12 protein-coding genes and 1 pseudogene are annotated in these 17,683 nt (G+C 68.2%); 7 read left to right on the top strand and 6 right to left on the bottom strand.

Annotated elements, in window-relative coordinates:
* Window positions 1–87: 87 nt before the first annotated feature.
* Both ACFVWT_RS00760 and ACFVWT_RS00765 read right to left on the bottom strand, forming a co-directional pair.
* On the bottom strand, window positions 88–2,586 hold the full coding sequence (locus ACFVWT_RS00760; RefSeq protein ID WP_390244343.1) for a beta-glucosidase: 2,499 nt from the start codon (window positions 2,584–2,586) through the stop codon (window positions 88–90).
* The gene (locus ACFVWT_RS00765) at window positions 2,587–3,936 is read right to left on the bottom strand and encodes an MFS transporter (protein ID WP_390244345.1); all 1,350 of its coding nucleotides are present in this window, start codon (window positions 3,934–3,936) and stop codon (window positions 2,587–2,589) included.
* Between the two features lie 109 nt (window positions 3,937–4,045).
* Between ACFVWT_RS00765 and ACFVWT_RS00770 the strand changes: the two genes are divergently transcribed.
* A complete protein-coding gene (locus ACFVWT_RS00770) occupies window positions 4,046–4,636 on the top strand; it encodes a TetR/AcrR family transcriptional regulator (protein WP_390244347.1) in 591 nt (196 codons plus the stop codon).
* 86 nt (window positions 4,637–4,722) lie between these two features.
* Here the strand turns inward: ACFVWT_RS00770 and ACFVWT_RS00775 are convergent, their stop codons facing one another.
* Window positions 4,723–5,745, bottom strand: coding sequence for a LacI family DNA-binding transcriptional regulator (locus tag ACFVWT_RS00775; RefSeq protein ID WP_390244349.1), 1,023 nt, complete (start codon window positions 5,743–5,745; stop codon window positions 4,723–4,725).
* Window positions 5,746–5,948: 203 nt separating this feature from the next.
* Between ACFVWT_RS00775 and ACFVWT_RS00780 the strand changes: the two genes are divergently transcribed.
* The 6 genes from ACFVWT_RS00780 (at window position 5,949) to ACFVWT_RS00805 (ending at window position 12,391) form a co-directional block, all read left to right on the top strand.
* Window positions 5,949–7,403: a Gfo/Idh/MocA family protein gene (locus ACFVWT_RS00780; RefSeq protein ID WP_390244351.1), complete on the top strand. Its 1,455-nt coding sequence runs from the start codon at window positions 5,949–5,951 to the stop codon at window positions 7,401–7,403.
* A 29-nt stretch (window positions 7,404–7,432) separates the two neighbouring features.
* Complete coding sequence (locus ACFVWT_RS00785) at window positions 7,433–8,401, top strand: NAD-dependent epimerase/dehydratase family protein (RefSeq protein ID WP_390244353.1); 969 nt, start codon at window positions 7,433–7,435, stop codon at window positions 8,399–8,401.
* Window positions 8,398–9,303, top strand: a complete 906-nt coding sequence (locus tag ACFVWT_RS00790; protein WP_390244355.1) for a 5-dehydro-4-deoxyglucarate dehydratase — start codon at window positions 8,398–8,400, stop codon at window positions 9,301–9,303. The genes ACFVWT_RS00785 and ACFVWT_RS00790 overlap by 4 nt, the downstream gene beginning before the upstream one ends.
* Window positions 9,303–10,448 carry a mandelate racemase/muconate lactonizing enzyme family protein gene (locus ACFVWT_RS00795; protein WP_390244357.1) on the top strand — a complete coding sequence of 382 codons (1,146 nt, stop codon included), beginning with the start codon at window positions 9,303–9,305 and terminating at the stop codon, window positions 10,446–10,448. Before ACFVWT_RS00790 ends, ACFVWT_RS00795 begins: the two co-directional genes overlap by 1 nt.
* On the top strand, window positions 10,445–11,914 hold the full coding sequence (locus ACFVWT_RS00800) for an aldehyde dehydrogenase (NADP(+)) (protein ID WP_390244359.1): 1,470 nt from the start codon (window positions 10,445–10,447) through the stop codon (window positions 11,912–11,914). The genes ACFVWT_RS00795 and ACFVWT_RS00800 overlap by 4 nt, the downstream gene beginning before the upstream one ends.
* Window positions 11,915–12,055: 141 nt before the next feature.
* A complete protein-coding gene (locus ACFVWT_RS00805) occupies window positions 12,056–12,391 on the top strand; it encodes a hypothetical protein (RefSeq protein WP_390244361.1) in 336 nt (111 codons plus the stop codon).
* A gap of 127 nt (window positions 12,392–12,518) precedes the next feature.
* Here ACFVWT_RS00805 and ACFVWT_RS00810 read toward each other — a convergent pair.
* The 3 genes and pseudogenes from ACFVWT_RS00810 to ACFVWT_RS00820 all read right to left on the bottom strand — a co-directional run.
* Window positions 12,519–14,084 (bottom strand): annotated as a pseudogene (locus tag ACFVWT_RS00810) (SulP family inorganic anion transporter); the annotation flags it as partial.
* Window positions 14,085–14,456: 372 nt separating this feature from the next.
* Window positions 14,457–15,575 carry a M24 family metallopeptidase gene (locus ACFVWT_RS00815; RefSeq protein WP_390244363.1) on the bottom strand — a complete coding sequence of 373 codons (1,119 nt, stop codon included), beginning with the start codon at window positions 15,573–15,575 and terminating at the stop codon, window positions 14,457–14,459.
* The gene (locus tag ACFVWT_RS00820) at window positions 15,572–17,683 is read right to left on the bottom strand and encodes a DUF6807 family protein (protein WP_390244365.1); all 2,112 of its coding nucleotides are present in this window, start codon (window positions 17,681–17,683) and stop codon (window positions 15,572–15,574) included. The genes ACFVWT_RS00815 and ACFVWT_RS00820 overlap by 4 nt, the downstream gene beginning before the upstream one ends.

A 17,683-nucleotide genomic window follows, 5' to 3' on the forward strand; every position in this document is an offset into this window, starting at 1 on the left:
CGTTTTTGTCCAGATAACGTGCCCAAGGGCCTGTTTATCTCACGTTATCTGGACAAAAACTCGGAAGGGGAAGGAGGGGTGGGGGCGTCAGCGCAGTTCGATCTCCAGTACCTGGAAATCGTCAGCCGCGTGCCGGCCCACCAGCAGGCGGAACGTGCCCTGCTCGAACTGCCATCCGCCGTCGTAATGCGCGAAGGCTTTCGCCGGGATGCGCACTTCGACGCTGTCCGTGCCTGCCGGTGCCAGGTGTGTTCCGGCGTAGCCGGCGAGCCAGCGGACCGGCCGTTCCACGGCGCTGTCGGCGCGGTCGAGGTACACCTGGACCAGTTCGCGGCCGGTGCGTGTGCCGGTGTTGCGGACCGGAACATGAACCACCACGTCCTGCCCGGCCGGGACCGACTGCGGTGCGTGGGCGGTGCCCAGCTCAAAGGTGGTGTAGCCCAGGCCGAAGCCGAATGGCAGGGCCGGGGCCGCTCCGCCCGCTGCCTGCTGCTTGAGCCAGGCCCGGTAGCCGATGTGGATCCCCTCGGAATAGGCCACCTTGCCGTCAACCGGCGTGGTGTTGAGGACGGGGACATCCGCCAGCGCGGCGGGCCAGGTGGTGGGCAGGCGTCCGCCCGGTTCCTCGGCGCCCAGCAGGATGTCGGCGATGGCGGTGCCGAATTCCTGGCCGCCGAACCAGCCGAGCAGCACGGCGCCCACCTTGTCCAGCCACGGCATGAGGACGGGTGAGCCTGAATTCACCACAACCACCGTGCGCGGGTTCACCGCGGCGACAGCCTCCACCAGCTGGTTCTGGCGGCCGGGGAGGTCCAGGTCCTTGCGGTCGAAGCCTTCGGATTCGATGGCCGCGTTGGTCCCCACCACCACAACTGCCACGTCGGCTGCCCGGGCGGCTTCCACTGCGGCGTCGATCTCGGCCTGCGGATCGGCAACCACGGTTTCCTCGCCGAGCAGGATGGCGGTGAACGGGATGGCCTGCTCCTTCGGCAGCTGGTACTCGGCTTCGATGCGCACGCTCTGGCCGGCAGCCGTTTCGATGGCATGGACAGTCTTGGGCGGATCGAACAGCGCGGCGCCCAGGACGTCCGTGTCGTCCTCGATCTCGCTGTTGAACACTTCGATGCCGTTGAGCGCGAGACGGATCCGGCCCACGGTCCCGACGCCGAGGTGGTGGACGCCGGCCGTTTCGGCCGTCCAGTCCGTTTCCATCCGAATGGAGGCGGCGCCGTCGGGAATTCCGATGCCGAACCAGATCAGGTGCGAGGCAAGGCGGTCTTCGCCGGAAATCTCCGAGCCGTCCGGGGCAAGGAACGTGACGCGGAGTCCGGGCACACCGGACACGGGGTTGCGGAGCGACGTACGGGGGAATGCCTGCAGCCCCTCGGCCACCTTCGCGCCGCGGACATAGGTGACGTCGACGTCGTCGGGCAGTGCTTTCCGAAGCCCCTGCAGCGGCGAGACGGTGTATTTGGGCATCACCGTGGCGCTGCCGCCGCCCTGCGTGCGCGCTTCCTCAGCGTTGTGGCCGATCACCGCCACGCTGCCAAGCTTCCTGGCGTCCAGCGGCAGGATGCCTCCTTCGTTGCGGACCAGTACGGCGCCGCGGACAGCCACTTCACGGGCGACGGCGGCGCCGTTCAGCGAGGCGGGAAGTTCCGTCACCGCGGGGGTGAACCCCTCGAGGGAACCCACGCGGGCCGCCAGCCGCAGGATGCGGGTGACCTTTTCCAGGATGGCCTCGCGGCTGACCCGGCCGTCGTTCACGGCTGCCAGCAGCTTGGGGCCCCAATGGCCCACCGGGCCGGGCATCTCCAGGTCCTGGTGCGCATTCGCTGCGTCGACGGAGCGGACCCCGGTCCAGTCGGAAACCACGACGCCGTCGAATCCCCATTCCGTGGACAGCGGGGTTTCGAGCAGCTTGTTTTCGCTCGCCGTGGTGCCGTTGATGGAGTTGTAGGAACTCATCACCAGCCAGGCGCGGGCCTCGGTGATGGCGTCCTCGAAGGCCGCCAGGTAGAGCTCGCGCAGCGGACGTTCGTCAACTACCGAGTCGGCGGTGAAACGGTCCGTCTCGGCCTCGTTGGCGAGGTAGTGCTTGGGGGTGGCGCCGACACCCATGGACTGCACGCCGGCAACATACCCGGCGGCCATGGTTGCGGTCAGCCGCGGATCCTCGCTCATGCATTCGAAGTGCCGGCCGCCCAGCGGGGAGCGGTGCAGGTTGATGGTGGGGCCGAGGACGGCGTGCACGCCCTTGCGGCGCGCCTCCTGGCCGAGGACCTGGCCGTAGCGGCGCGCCGTTTCGACGCTCCAGGTGGCGGACAAAGCGGACGACGACGGCAGGGAGACGGAGTCGTGACGCTCATCGAAGTCTTCACCGCGAACGCCGGACGGCCCGTCCGACATGACCACCCGGCTCAGCCCGATGTCGGGGATGGCATGGGTGGCCCAGACGTCCGCTCCGGTCAGCAGCTGGACCTGCTGCTCGAGGGTGAGGCCCTGGGCGAGTTCGCGGATCCGGGCTTCGGCATCCTGGGAATCCGACGCCGGGACCAGGACGGCAGGCGAGAGTGCGGGGTTCATTTACTTGACTCCTTTGATGCGGATAACGAGGACGGCGCCGATGATGCCGATGGCCGCACCGCCGAGGAACAGGGCGGGGTAGCCGCCGAACGCAATCACCGGGAAGGCGACGGCGGGCACAAGGGACTGGGGGAGTGCCTGGGCGATGTTGAAGACGCCGAAGGTCTTGGCGTTGTCGCCCTGGCTGCCGGGCAGGAGGTCGGTGATGAGGGCGACGTCCACGGCGCTGAAGCATCCAAGGCCCAGTCCTGCGATCGCCTGGCCCACCAGGACCTGGCCGGTGGTGCTGCTGGTGGCAATGACGATCAGGCCCACCATCATGATCAGGGCGGAGATGATCACCATGCCCTTGCGCTTGCCGATGCGGTCGCTGATCCAGCCGCCCAGGAGGCTGGTGGCAACAGTGCCGGCCGAGCTGACGAGGGTGGCCTGGAACACCAGGCTGGTGACCTGGGTTTCAGCCACGTGGAGGTGGTCCGTGAAGAAGTACGGCAGGTAGAGCAGCCCGGCACAGTACCCGATGTAGACCATGAACTTGGTGAGCCAGGCCCACCCCAGGCCGGGGTAGGTGCGCGGGTTGAAGTAGAACGACCCCAGGACCTCCTTGAGGTTCAGCGGTGCAGGCTTCTCGGTCAGGACCCGGTCCTTGAACGTGAAGGCAAAGGCGATGGCAAGCCCGGTCCCCACGATGCCGGGCACCACGGCCATCTGCAGCGCGTTGTCGAACATTTGCGCAAAGAACGCCGCGGCAACGAGGCCCACGGGAAGGGTCATGCCGATCAGGCCGGAGAGGCGCCCGCGCTCAGCCGGGGCGGCCTGGTCGGGGAGCGTTGCCACGAGCGCTGCCAGGGCGGCGTTGAAACCGAGCTGGGCCACCACCCACGCCATCAGCACCCCGGCAACTCCGGTGGCTGAACCCAGCAGGAACAGCGACGCGAGCCCTACGAGGGAGCCGCCGACGATCCAGGGCTTGCGCATGCCGAACCGTGACGTGGTGCGGTCGCTGAGCCTGCCGAAGAACGGGTTGGCGAGCAGCGCGACCAGGGCGCCGACTCCTGCCACGAGGCTCAGTGCGCCTGCCCGGGTGTCCGGCGTGGTGATCTCGGAAACCTTGATGGCGAGGACCACCAGGGCCGGCGCCAGTACGGCCATCCAGAGGCCGGCACTCGCGATGGGCATTCCGATGACGTAGGCGCGGGGCGCAGTGGACGGTGCCGTCGAGGATGTCCCGACTGGTGCTAAGCCTCCTGGAGTGGCGGTGTTCGTGGTGCTGCCGGTTGAAATGCTGCTGAGCAGGGTTCCGCTGGCCGGAGTAGCAGCGGAATCCTGGGGAATGGTCTTGACGGCCACATTGCCTCCTGACGAAAAGTGACCCTCCATTGGGTCCTGACAATGATGGTAGCGACAAAAACCAAGTCTGACTAGATTTTTGTTCAAAGAAGTGAAATACACTGTCTCAATGTCAACGTCGAAGCCACGCGGCCAGTACGCAAAGGGAGCCGAACGCCGCGAACAGATAATCCAGACGGCCACGGATGTTTTTGCCACGGAAGGCTTCGAGGGTACGGCGCTCAAACGCGTAGCCGAGCTGGTGGGGGTCAAGGAAGCCACCCTGTTCCATTACTTTCGCGGCAAGCAGGAGCTGCTGACGGCGGTGCTGGCCGAACGGGACCGGCGAAGCCTGGCCGCCGGTGCACACGAGGAAGTGGGCCTGCAGCTGATGGCGCCGATCGCTGAGCGCAACCGCAAGGAGCCAGGGCTCACCACGCTGTATGCGGTGGCATCAGCGACGGCGAATGATCCGGGTCACGATTCCCACCCCTATTTCCAGGAGCGATACGCCCAGGTGGTGACGGACCTGGCCGAAGACATTGGCCGCCGCCAGGATGCCGGGGAAGTGCGCCGGGACGTGCCGGCGACGAAGCTGGCGCGGCTGGTGGTGGCCGCCTTTGACGGCCTGCAGCTGCAGTGGCTCTACGACAAAGACGTGGACATGGCGGACGGGCTGACGCAGCTGATTGATGTGCTGCTTGCGCCGCCCGTGGCCTAGGTCCGGCTGAGAGTTTTCGTCCAGATAATGGCCCCAAAAGGGGTCCCAGGTGCCATTATCTGGACAAAAACTCTCCCGAGGAGAGGCTAGCCCTTCGCCGGGCCCGTGCTGCCGCGGACTTCGAGCCGGGGCTGAAACACCGTGGGTCGTTCGGCGGCTGCGTCCGAGGGGACGTGGCGGATCAGATCCCGCATCCGGTGCCACGCCTGCTGGCCGAGCTCGGTGATGGGAACCGCTGCCGTGGTGAGCGTGGGAGTGGTGTAGCGGGCGAAGGGGATGTCGTCGAAGCCTGTGACGGAAATGTCCTCCGGAACCCTGACGCCGCGCTCGTGGAGCCCGCTGAGCAGGCCCATGGCGACGAGGTCGTTGAAGGCCAAAACTCCGGTGGCGCCGCTGGCAACAACCGCATCAACCGACTGGTGCCCCGCTTCGAAGGTGGAGCCGCCGTCGAGCATTGTGAGTTCAATCTCGGGGTGGGCCGCCGTGAACTTTTCCAGTCCGACGAGGCGTAGGCCGTTCGACGCGCTCCGCTCCGGTCCGGCCAGGAAAACAAGCCGCGTATGGCCCAGGCCCACGAGGTGTTCGGCCAGTTCCTGGATACCCTGGCCGTAGTCCACCATGAGGCTGGGCGTGTGGGTGTCCACAGTGGTGCGGTTGATCAGCACCATGGGCTGGAGTGATGGCGCGAGCTCTTCCAGTTCGGCGTCGCCCATGCGCGGCGCACAGAGCACCAGTCCGTCGCAGCGGCGGCGGGCCTCGCCGGCGAGGATGGCCTCCTCGCTGGACACTTCGGAGGAGTCGGCGATCAGGACCCGGTAGCCGTCCTGGGCGGCGGCCATGCTGAGGCCGCGGAGGATGGCCTGGAAGGTGGGGTTGGAGAGGTCCGGCACCACAATGCCGATGGTGTCCGTCTTTCCCAGCGCCAGGCTGCGTCCCACCGGGTTCGGCTGGTAGTTCAGTTCGGTGGCGGCAGCCCTGACGCGCTCGGCGATGGTGGGGTCAACGGTGAAGTTGCCGTTCATCACACGCGAAACGGTCGCGTGTGAAACGCCGGCCTTGAGGGCGACGTCGGCAATGCCGATTCGCCGGGTGGTGGCTCTCCTGCCCAAAGTGGCCCCTTTCCGGGCTTCTCCGACTCCTTCGCCGTCTTCCGCTACGGGCATTCCCGTTCGGGACGATGGTTGACGTGACCGCCAGAGTCTTGATACAAAGCTTATAACGTTCCGAGAAAACGCTTTCTCATCATTCTCACCGCACCGCCACCGACCGTCAAGCGGCCGGATTCCTGCCTTCCGAAAGGGTTTACACCGCAATGGCCAATACAGCCAACACCGTTAGTCCGGGCGGTACCGTCGCCGCCGACGACACCACTGCCGACGCCGCCTCCTCCAAGCCGGTCCGCAAAGCACGCATCGCGCTGATCGGCACAGGCGGCCGTTCGGAAATGTACATCCGCGCGATCTTCGGCAAGCACTCGGACACCGCCGAACTCGTGGCCTTCTCCGACGTCAACCCCGGCCGCGTGGAGTTCTACCAGAAGCTCATCCAGGAACTCGGGGCTCCCGGTCCCGTCGCAGCGTTTGATCCCGCCGACCTGACGGCGTTCATCCGGGACAACGACATTGACCGCGTTGTGGTGACCACGCCGGACTACACCCACGCCGACTACATCGTGGAAGGCCTGGAAGCCGGTGCCGATGTGGTGGTGGAAAAGCCGCTGACCATCGATGCCGAAGGCTGCCGCCGGATCACCAGGGCCGTCGAAGAAACCGGCCGGAATGTTGTGGTCACCTTCAACTACCGCTACTCGCCGCGCAACAGCGCCCTGAAGGAAATTATCCAGAGCGGCGTGATCGGCAGGGTCACCTCCATCGACTTCAGCTGGGTGCTGGACACCGTCCACGGAGCCGACTACTTCCGCCGCTGGCACCGCGAAAAGAAGAACTCCGGCGGCCTGCTGATCCACAAGGCATCCCACCACTTCGACCTGGTCAACTGGTGGATCGACGACGTCCCGGAGCGCGTTTTCGCTTCGGGCGGCCTGAAGTTCTACGGCGACAAGAACGCCGCTGAGCGCGGCCTGGGCCCGCGCCCGGAACGGGGAACGCCCGACGCCGGTGCTTCCGCCGCCGGAACAGGGCCGGCCGAAAAAGACCCCTTCGCGCTGGACCTGCGGGAAGACGAACGCCTCAAGGCGCTCTTCCTGGACAACGAACACTTCGACGGCTACCGCCGCGACCAGGACGTCTTCACGGCCGGAATCACCATCGAAGACAACCTCGCGCTGGTGGTGGACTACCAGGGCGGTCCCGTCCTCAGCTATTCGCTCAACGCGCACAGCCCCTGGGAAGGCTACCGGGTGGCTGTCAACGGAACCGAAGGCCGGGCGGAACTTGAAGTGGTGGAACGCGCCGCTGTCCTGCACAGCACGGACAAGAAGACCGTGGTGGACCCGTCGGCGACGCCCGTCGAAGAAGAGGACGCGGTCCGCCGCAACGGTGAACGACTGGTGGTCCAGCGGCACTGGGAGGCGGCGTACGAGGTGCCCATCGTCAACGGCGAAGGAGGCCACGGCGGCGGCGATGAGCTCCTCCTGTCCGATCTCTTCAACGGCCCCGGCGAGGACCCGCTGGGACGCCCCTCCGGCTATTTGGACGGACTTCGTTCCGTGTCGGTCGGCATCGCGGGCAACGCGTCCCTCGAGTCCGGGCTTCCGGTCCGCACCGCGGACCTGGGGCTCGGCGCCGACCTTCGCCGCGGCGCCTAGCCCGCGGCCTGAAATCCTAAGGAATCACCATGAGCAGGATTTTTGTCACCGGCGGCTCCGGCCGGCTGGGACGCAGTGTTGTTGCCGGCCTCGCCGGGGCAGGCCACCACGTCATCTCCGTGGACCGAGACGCTGTTGCCGCCGCCCAGCTGCCCGACGGCGTCGAGCAGCTCACTGCCGACCTTCTGGCGCCGGGGGAGGCGGAACGCCTCCTGCGCGAAACAGCGCCCGACGCCGTCGTCCACCTTGCGGCGATCGCCGTGCCGTTCAGTGCGCCGGAAGACGTCATCTTCAGCACCAACACGAGACTGGCATACGCCGTCATCAGCGCGGCGACGGAACTGCGCATCGGCAGGATCGTCACGGCAAGCAGCCCCACAGTGCTGGGCTACGGCTCGCCCGCGGGCTGGCTGCCGGAGAGCTTCCCGGTGGACGAGCGCACCGCACCAAAACCATGGAACGCTTATGCACTGTCCAAACTCATCGCCGAACAGACCGTGCAGATGTTCGCCGCGGCGCAGGGGGAGGCCATCCGCTATGCGGCCTTCCGGCCCTGCTACGTGATCTCGCCGGAGGAATGGGCGGGCGCGCCCACCCAGCAGGGCCACACCGTCCGTGAACGGCTGGATAATCCCGCGCTGTCCGCGCCCGCACTCTTCAACTACGTGGACGCGCGGGACGTGGCGGACTTCCTGGACCTGCTGCTGGCCAGGATGGATAGCATCCCCAACGGACAGACCTTCTTCGTGGGAGCAGCCGACGCACTGGCCACCGCACCGCTTGCGGAGCTGATGCCGCGTTTCCTGCCCGGCAGCTCGGAGCTTGCCGCCGGGCTCACGGGCACCAGCCCGGCATTCTCGATCACCAAGGCCCGTGAATTGCTCGGCTGGGAACCCAAGCGCAGCTGGCGGACCGAACTGAAGACTGAAACCACCCTCAATGACGAGACCCCCGCCGTGCTGGTCGCGGCCGGCACAGGATCAAAGGAGACCCCATGAAATTCGACGGCGTACTGTTCTTCCCCGTCACGCCCTTCACACCGGAAGGGACTGTTGATGTGGACATCCTCAAGGAACACATCACCTCCCGCCTCCCGCACGGCCCGGGCGGCGTGTTCCCGGCCTGCGGCACCGGAGAGTTCCACGCACTGAGCATCGACGAGGTGCGCACCGTGGTGACCGCCGCCGTCGAAGCCGTGGCGGGCCAAGTCCCGGTGGTTGCCGGTGCCGGCGGGCCGCTGGGCCACGCGCTTGAAGCCGCCCGCATCGCCGAGGAAGCGGGGGCGGACGCCCTGCTGGTCCTGCCGCCGTACCTCGTCACCGGCCCCACCGACGGCCTGGTGGCCTACATCGAGGCCGTGGCCGCGGCCAGCAGCCTGCCGGTGATCGTCTACCACCGCGGAAACGCCAAGTACACGGCAGCCTCCATGACCCGGCTGGCCGCCAACCCCAAGGTGATCGGCTTCAAGGACGGCCTCGGCGACGTCGGCCTGGCCCAGGAAATCGTCAGCGCCATCAACGCCACCGGCCGCGAGGACTTCCTGCTCTTCAACGGCCTGCTCACCGCGGAACTGACCCAGGGCGCCTACCGCGGACTGGGCATCCCGCTGTACTCCTCGGCCGCGTTTGCCATGGCACCGGAAATCGCCAAGGCCTACTACGACGCCTACATCTCCGGCGACGAGGACCGCCGGCACGCACTGCTGGAGGGCTTCTACGCGCCGCTGGTGAGGCTCCGCGACCAGACCCCGGGTTTCGGCGTTTCCCTGATCAAGGCCGGGCTGCGCCTGGGCGGCCTGCCGGTCGGGCCGGTGCGGGCCCCGCTGGTTGACCCCACCGAGGAACAGCTGGTCCAGCTCAAGTCCATCCTGGCCAAAGGCTACGAGCTGGCCGGCCGCTGATGGGCTCGCCAGTTGCCGAGGTGGCGGTCGCCGCAGAGGTGCGGACGCTGCCCCGGATCACCGGGCTCTCAAGCCGCCTGCTGACTGTTCCGCTCCTGCGGAGCTGGGGTGCGGAGGCACCGGAAAACCATGTGATCGTCACCGAAATACAAACGGACGACGGCGGCGCCGGGCACGGGTTTTCCTGGACCCCCACTATCGGCCCGCAGGCGGTCAAAGCCCTCCTGGATTTCGACGTTGCGCCTTTCATCACCGGGCTCGAAGCGAACCCCGAGGGAGTGTGGGACGAGCTGTGGAAGCGGCTGCACGAAGCGGGCGGCGGAGGACTGACCACCATCGCCATGGCCGGTGCGGACCTTGCCCTGTGGGATCTGCAGGCCCGCCGCGCCGGAACCTCGGTCACCGGGCTGCTGGGCCAGCGCCAGGATTCGGTGGAGGTGTACGGTTCGGGCGTGAACCTGCACTATTCCCTCGGGGAGCTCGTGGCGCAGGTGGAACGCTGGGTGGCTGCCGGGCACAACGCCGTCAAGATCAAGGTGGGCAAACCGGACCTCCGGGAAGACATGGAACGCGTGGCCGCTGTCCGGAAGGTCCTGGGCCCGCACCGGAAGCTGATGATCGACGCCAACCAGCGCTGGGACCTGCCCGCCACGTTCCGTGCCCTGGACGTGCTGGGCGAGTTCGGCCTCGAATGGCTGGAAGAACCCCTCCGGGCCGACGACCTCTGGGCCTACCGCAGGCTGCGCCAGCACTCGCCGGTACCCATCGCGCTGGGCGAGAACCTGCACAACATCTACCGCTTCCGTGACTTCATCGAGGCGGGTGCAGTGGACATCATCCAGCCCAACATCATCCGCGTCGGGGGCATCACCCCGTTCCGCCGCATCGTGGAACTTGCCCGAACGCACAGCATCAGGGTCATGCCGCACCTGCTGCCGGAACTCTCCGGCCAGCTTGCGCTGACCATGGCCGAGCCCACCCTCGTGGAGGACATCGAGGACGCCTCCTTCGAACAACTTGGCGTGCTGGACGCGCCCTCACCCGTGCAGGTCCGTGACAGCCTGCTCACCCTCACGGGCAGGCCCGGACTGGGGTTCGCCTTCTCCGGCTCATCCGCCGATCACCAGAACAGGAACGCACTGTGACAACAGCAACCCTTGAACTCACCGCCCTGACGGCCGCCGCCACCTGGGCGGCCAAAACCGCCGCGGCAGCGTCCGACGTCGAACGGGCCGGCTGGCTGAACGCCGTCGCCGATGCGCTGGATGCCAACGTGACGGAACTGGTGGCCATTGCCGACGAGGAGACCCGGCTGGGCGCCGTGAGGCTTACCGGCGAGGTGGCCCGCACCACCGGGCAACTGCGGCTTTTCGCGAGGGTCATCACGGAAGGCTCCTACCTTGAGGCCGTCATCGACCACGCCGAACCTTCGTCCACTCCGCCCAAACCTGACCTGCGGCGGCTGCTGAAGCCGGTGGGTCCGGTGGCTGTCTTTTCGGCGTCGAATTTCCCGTTCGCGTTCTCGGTGGCCGGCGGCGACACGGCGTCGGCGCTCGCCGTCGGCTGTTCCGTTATTGTGAAGGCGCACTCCGGCCACCTCAGGCTGTCCGAGCGGACGGCGGAAATCGTCACGGAGGCGCTGGCCGCAGCCGGTGCTCCCGACGGACTGTTCGCGCTGGTCAGCGGACGGGACGCCGGCACCGCACTGGTGCAGGATCCCGCGATCAAGGCCGTGGGTTTCACCGGGTCCATTCCCGGCGGCCGGGCGTTGTTCGACCTTGCGGTCTCCCGTCCCGAACCCATTCCGTTCTACGGAGAACTGGGCAGCCTGAACCCGGTGGTCATCACTGCGGCCGCGCTGCAGGAACGTGCCGGTGAACTGGCCGCAGGCCTCGCAGGGTCATTCACCCTCGGCGCCGGGCAGTTCTGCACCAAGCCGGGGCTCGTGTTCATCCCCGCCGGCACCGACTTCCCGGCGCTGCTGGCGGAAGCCGCAAACGACAAGGGGGCGGCGCCCATGCTGACCGAGCGGATCGCCGACGCCTACCCGGACGGCCTCCGGGCGGTGGCTGCACTGACGGATGCATCGGGCCGGCCCGCCGTGCAGGTGGTCAGCGGTTCGGTCGACCAGGATACCGCAGCGAACGGCGCGGCCCCGGTGATCTTCAGGACCGCCGCGGCCACCGTGCTGGAGCGCCCGGCGGAACTGCTGGAGGAGTGCTTCGGCCCCACCACGCTGCTGATCGAATACTCCGGCCGCTATGAGCTGGCCGAAGCGCTCGCGCTGGTGCCCGGCAGCCTGACCGCCACCGTCCACGCGCAGCCGGGCGAGGATGTTTCGGGGCTGGTGGAGCAGTTGTCCGGCCTCGCCGGCCGCGTGCTGTTCGACGGCTGGCCCACCGGTGTTGCGGTGAACTGGGCCCAGCAGCATGGCGGCCCTTACCCGGCCACCACCTCGCTGTTCACGTCGGTGGGGGCGACGGCGGTGCGCCGCTTCCAGCGTCCCGTGGCCTACCAGGATGCTCCGGAAGCCGTGCTGCATCCCGCGCTGCGGGAAGCCAACCCGCTGGGAATCCCGCGGCGGGTGGACGGAGTCCTGGTGCTGCCGTAGCCGTGCTGTCCCAGCGGTGCTGCCCGGCTGTGCTGACGGGCCGGGGCACGAGTGACACAGGAAAATCACCCTCCGGAAACGTTGCTGCAATCTTGCCGGGGGATGCTGGTCCCAGGAGTAGCACCAGGGGAGGGGCTCATCGTGGATACAGGCGGCAATACCATCGTCCGCACATGCTCGGAGTTATCGGCCGGGGAAGAAATCGAAGCCTGGCACAAGGGGCGGTTGTTCCACCGGGGGCACGTGGCCGAAACGATTCCATCCACGGACTTGTTCTGGATCGTGGACTCGCGGACGGGGGCGCGCAAGCTGCTGGACGTGGAAGCCTTGGAAATAGTCAGGGTCGAAAAGCGCGTCGCGGTTGAAGTGGCCCGGCCCGACGCTGTCCACGTTGACCGGGCGGTCCGGGGGGAACGTGCCATTGCCCCTCGGGTGTCCCGGCGGGAACCGCACGTCGTGTGGTTCTCCTCGGCCTGAGGCGTCGCAAGAACGCTGCGTCAGGCCGAGGAGAAGCTGCCGCCCCGCCCGGATCAGCCCACAGTCCGGATCAGCCCACGGTGCGGTCGTCGCTCCGCAGCCGGGCACGAAGGGCGGAGCGTAAACTGCCGCGGCTCGGCGGCCCGGCCTGTGCGGCGTGGAGTGTTGCCGTGCCGGTTTCCTCAATGACCACCGTGCCGCCGTTGCCCGCGTGGCGGTTGCGCCAGGCCTCAAGGGTGTCGTGGACGGGATGGTCCAGGAAGTCCACCTCCAGCTCCACCGTGACGTGCGCGCCGGCCGGAACCGAGGCCAGCACGGCGCTCAGGCGCGGGAGCGAGAGGAAGCTGCATGAGCCGTCGATCACCACTCTCCAGTGGTTCCCGTCACTGGCGCCTGCCGGTTCAGCGTGGATGCTGGCCCGGGCCACCCGCCAGAGAACCAGGGCCACGGCCAGGACCAGGCCGGTCAAAACTCCCGCGAGCAGGTTGACGAACACCACGCAGAACAGGGTCACACCGTAGACGGTCAGGTCACCGGTCCGCCGTGCCGTCCTGATGTCGGCCGCCCGGACCAGTCGGGAGCCGATCACGATGAGAAGCCCTGCAAGGACAGCCTGCGGAATCAGCTGGATCAGGCCCGCCAGCAGCAGCGAGAAGACCAGCACCCACACCCCGTGGAGGATTGCGGACTTCCGCGTCCGGGCGCCGGCTTCGAGATTCGTGGCGCTCCGTACGATCACGCCGGTGACGGGCAGGCCCCCCAGTATCCCGGAGGTCACGTTGGCAGCGCCCTGACCCAGGAGCTCCCGGTTGAAGTCCGTCCGTCGGCCGTGGTGCATCTTGTCCACGGCCACGGCGGACAGCAGGGATTCCACACTCCCGATCAGCGCGACGGTCACCACACCAATGACTACCGCGGTCCAGTTCCCGTCGGGCAGTTCGGGAAAGGCGAGCGCGCTCAGCAGCGAGCCGTCGAAGGTGATCCGGTCCACGTTGAAGGGCAGGGAGAGGGCGGTGGCCGCGATGACGGCGACTAGCGGCCCGGGAACCCGGCGGACGGCGGGAGGAAGGTGCCTCCAGCCGAGCAGCATGGCGATAACCACCGCGCCAAGGACTGCGGCGGCGATGTCGGCGGCGAAGAGGCTGCCCGGCATGGCCATGATGTTCTCCCAGGCCTCACTGGCCGACTCGGCGCCGAGCATCACGTGCAGCTGCTGCAGCACGATGGTGATACCGATGCCGGCGAGCATGGCATGCACCACCACCGGTGCGATGGCCAGCGCAACGCGGCCCACCCGTGCCAGGCCCAGCAGCGCCTGGAGCACGCCGGCTGCCGCGGTGATGGCACACGTGACGGGCCAGCCGAACTGTTCGATCAGGCCGGCAACGATGACAGTCAGCCCGGCGGCGGGGCCGCTGACCTGCAGCGGGGAACCACCCAGGCTGCCGGCGACGATCCCGCCCACGGCGGCGGCAATCAGGCCGGCCATGACGGGGGCGCCAGAGGCGGCAGCGATGCCCAGGGAGAGCGGCACCGCCACCAGGAACACCACGAGCGAGGCCGGCAGATCCCAGCGGAGCCCGGTGGCCAGGAATGCCCGGATGCCCGAGGGTTCCTTCCCAGCGGGATCGTGGCCTCCTGGTGCGGTCCGGTGTGGTGCGGGCGGGTCCGTCTTGGCGGGTGCTGGAATCATTGCAGTCCTTCGCTGGTACGTCGCGGTCCCGTGCCACGCTATTGACGCTCCAGTTCGGCCCGCAAGGGAACCGATCGTGAGAAAGAACACGCCCGGAAACCGCTCCGGGCCCCGTAACGGACGCTCAACATTCCCTCGGTCGCCGCTTGCGGCACCACCCGATTGCCCGTAGCCCGGTGGTGGCGTGACCCCACCGAACAAGACTCGGTTTTCAAGTCAAATCCACCCGGCGGGGCATCCAATGGGCGCCCGGGGCGGAAAAATCCCGAAGGTGTGCTCCCGAAAGCGCCTGCCGGTCTATACCAGTGACGCCGTGTTGCGGCAGCAGTTTGGCGCCCGTTACACCGTGTGCCGGTACCGGAAAGCGCGGGCTCACAACTCCAGGGTCAGCGGGCGCCGGATGCCGTTCACGACGGCGGCCGGCCAGCGCGGGTCCACGCTCAGGACAGTGACCCCCGACTCGGTGAGCTGGACCGTGTCTTCGATTTTCACCCCCGGACCGGAAGGATTCCACGTGAAGGTCTGGTTGAGGACCACGGCATCATCGGTGCCAGGGGTCGCCCGGGGATCGCGGCCCGCGTAACCGGCCGGACCGCCCTGATGGTGAAGGGTCCACTGGTCTGCGCCGAAGCCGTGCCGGACGTAGGATTCCCGGATTTCCGCGAAGATGCCGTCAAGGCGTGCCCCGGGAACGGTGGCGTCAAAGATGTCCGCTTCCACCGCGGCAATCCGGGCTTCGGCATCGAGTTCGGCCGGGGTGCCGGCGTCGAACCTCACCCAGCGGGTCACGTTGGCCACCAGCCCGTTGCGACGCGCACACACCACCGCCATGGCCCGACGGCCGATCGGCGCGTGGGTGGGCAGCGGGTGCCGGAAGCCGCTGCGTCCGGCGCCGTTGCACAGGAGTACCAGCGGCTCGGCCCCCATCGCCACGATCCGTGCGGCCAGGGCGGAGGCGACGGCGAACTCGGTGGTTTCCGGGGTGGCAGCGGCGAGGACGTCGGTCATCGCGGCGGCAGCGTCGGCGCACAGCCGGGCGTACCGGGCGCTTTCGCCAGGCAGGAACGGCTGGCGGGCGGTTCTCAGCTCGACGGCGACATCGGCCTCGGCGAGCGGTGTCCCGCCGGGGGCGAGCGTGGCTGCGGCGGCATGCAGCTGGCCGTGCCAGGGCACCGTGTGGAGGGCGACGCCGTCGGGCAGTTCCTCTGCGGCGATCCGGGCGGCCTCGTTGTTGAAGGTGACCAGATGGTCCCCGTCACGGTCAACCAGCATGGCCGCGATGGGGTCGCCGGCGAGGCTGATATGGACGCGGCTTCCGTCCAGGTACCAGGTCAGCGCCGTATTCGTGGTCAGGAGCAGCGAGTCCCGGCCCGCGGCATCCAGGATGTCCAGTACACGCCGCCGCTTCACGGCCCGGTCGGCCGGGCTTGCCGGTGCGACCCGCCCTGCTGCTGCGGCGTCCTGCTGTGCCTGTTGGGTGGCGGTGTTCATATGGATTCCCCCAAAGTAGAGACGAGTTGTTCGATATCGCTGGTGGACAGGAGGCCGTCGGCCACGAGGACGGTGACGGTGCGGTGCAGCGGGCAGGCGTGGCTGGCTCTCGCCGCCCGCTCCCACGCCAGGGACAGTCCGACGCCGGGATACCCCGCTACACGGACAAACCAGGGATCGCCGGGCTGCTCCGGTTCCCGCCGGGGCAGGAAGACGAGGGTGGCAGGGCCGCCGTCGGGCTCTCCGTTCCGGAAATTGCCCGACCACGCCAGCCACGGCGCCGCAGCGGAGGGTACGGCGCCGTGGACGGCGTCTTCCCCTTCCGCGGACGCTGTCCACACCCTGGCTCCGTCGACGGCGGGAAGGCGCCAGAAGAAACCCCCGTATCCGCCCTGCGGCCGGCCGTTCGAGCCCGGGCTGCCCAGCGTGACCGGGTCCGGACCGGCCGGCGTCAGGGTGAAGTCCAGCGTGAGCTGCCACGTGGAGGAGTCGACGGCTGCCCAGCTCCACGTCCGGCGTTCGCTGAGGAGGGGAGTCCCGGGCCCGGCAGAGCCCTCCGGTGCCAGCCAGCTCAAGGTTTCGGTCCGGGAGTCTCGTTGGGGGTGGTCTTCCACCGCGAGGGTGACAATCCGGCCATGGTCCTTCCGCCAGACGTAGGCCCCGGCGTCGCGGGTGTAGGTGCGGCCGCCCCAGAAGTTGACGCCGTCCACGTCCTGGATGGCAACCCCCGCACCGAGGTGCCACACGTGGTCCTCGGGGAGATGGTCGGTCACCACGGTGCCGGCAAGGGTGCTGACCGGATGGAGGTAGGGCCGGGGCGACGAGGTGCTCGTTATCCGGCTGCCGTCTGCCCTCTTCGCCACCACCGTCCCGTTCACCGTGAATGCAGGTTGCGGCCCGGCTTCCGGCAGCCCGCGGGCCCACGGCGCGCCTAGCTCCGCGAAGGTGGCCTGCGCCGCGGCGGCCCGGCGCACCATCGGGCGGATTCCGCGGACCACCGGGTGGGCGTCGTCGCCTTCACCTTCCCAAGCCACATGCGCTGCGCCGATCGCGCGGGGCTGCTCCGCCGTCCGGATTGCTTCCAGCACCGTCATGAAGGCGCCGTTCCCGGCCAGCGGGCTGAGTAGCTGGATCGCGCTGCCCGATGAGCGGCGGGCGGCGAGGAGGTCTTCCAGCAGATCGGTGCGGCCGAACTTTTCGGTGCGCTCGCCGTCGGGTGTTGTCACGGTCAACCGGTCCTCCGTGTAGAAGAAGTCTGCCCGGCCCAGGGCGCCGTGGACAGTGACGGCCGGCGCGGTCTGTTCGTCGGCACACAGGGTCAGGGCGCAGTGGAGGACCCCGCCGCCGGCCGTGCGGACCCGGATCACCGAGGTGTCGTCGCTTTCGGTCGCGTGGGCACGGTACAGGTCTGTCTCCACTGACAGGACGTCGCGGGCCAATTCCGCGCCGGCGATCTTCAGTCCGGTGGCCACCGCGTGCGCCAGCGCATTGGTGGCTACGCCGTCCACCACATCGGTGCCGTTCAGGCTGCGTTTGCCTGCCCAGCGTGATCGCTTGAAATAGCCCTTGGTGCGCACCCACGTGCCGATGGCGCTGACTCCGCGGACCTCGCCGATTTCACCGGATGCTACGACCCGGTCCAGAGCCGGAAGGGCGTGGGAGCCCAGGCTCTGGAAGCCCACCTGGACCAGCCGGCCGGCCTGCTGCGCCGCGGCAAGCACGGCGTCGAACTGGGCCAGGGACGCCATGGGCGGTTTCTCCACGTAGACATCGGCCCCGGCGGCGATTGCCGCAAGGGCAAGCGGCGCGTGCGTCTGGATGGGGGTGGCCAGGATGACCACGTCAGGAGCCGGACCGGAGCCCAGCAGCTGTTCCAGGTCCGGGAATACGGCCACGGAGTCCGCGAGCCTCCCGGGCGCAGGGGGAGCGGGGTCCGCGACGGCCACCAGTTCCAGGGCTCCGGCTTCCTCAAGCCGGACAATGTTGGCCAGGTGCCGCTCACCGAATCCGTGCACGCCCACCAGGGCGATGCGCGGGCGGGCGGGCGGATCTGCGGAGTCAGCAGCGGTGCGGCTGACAAAATCCGCGGCGACGGATTGCTGAGTCAT

It is taken from the genome of Arthrobacter sp. NPDC058288, from assembly GCF_042880995.1.
GTDB lineage: Bacteria > Actinomycetota > Actinomycetes > Actinomycetales > Micrococcaceae > Arthrobacter.

Bases quoted from the DNA above. Each gene is read 5' to 3' on its own strand.
- ACFVWT_RS00815 (WP_390244363.1), bottom strand. From the start codon at position 15,575: ATGAACACCGCCACCCAACAGGCACAGCAGGACGCCGCAGCAGCAGGG.
- ACFVWT_RS00760 (WP_390244343.1), bottom strand. From the start codon at position 2,586: ATGAACCCCGCACTCTCGCCTGCCGTCCTGGTCCCGGCGTCGGATTCC.
- ACFVWT_RS00795 (WP_390244357.1), top strand. From the start codon at position 9,303: ATGGGCTCGCCAGTTGCCGAGGTGGCGGTCGCCGCAGAGGTGCGGACG.
- ACFVWT_RS00785 (WP_390244353.1), top strand. From the start codon at position 7,433: ATGAGCAGGATTTTTGTCACCGGCGGCTCCGGCCGGCTGGGACGCAGT.
- ACFVWT_RS00790 (WP_390244355.1), top strand. From the start codon at position 8,398: ATGAAATTCGACGGCGTACTGTTCTTCCCCGTCACGCCCTTCACACCG.
- ACFVWT_RS00820 (WP_390244365.1), bottom strand. From the start codon at position 17,683: ATGACTCAGCAATCCGTCGCCGCGGATTTTGTCAGCCGCACCGCTGCT.
- ACFVWT_RS00770 (WP_390244347.1), top strand. From the start codon at position 4,046: ATGTCAACGTCGAAGCCACGCGGCCAGTACGCAAAGGGAGCCGAACGC.
- ACFVWT_RS00780 (WP_390244351.1), top strand. From the start codon at position 5,949: ATGGCCAATACAGCCAACACCGTTAGTCCGGGCGGTACCGTCGCCGCC.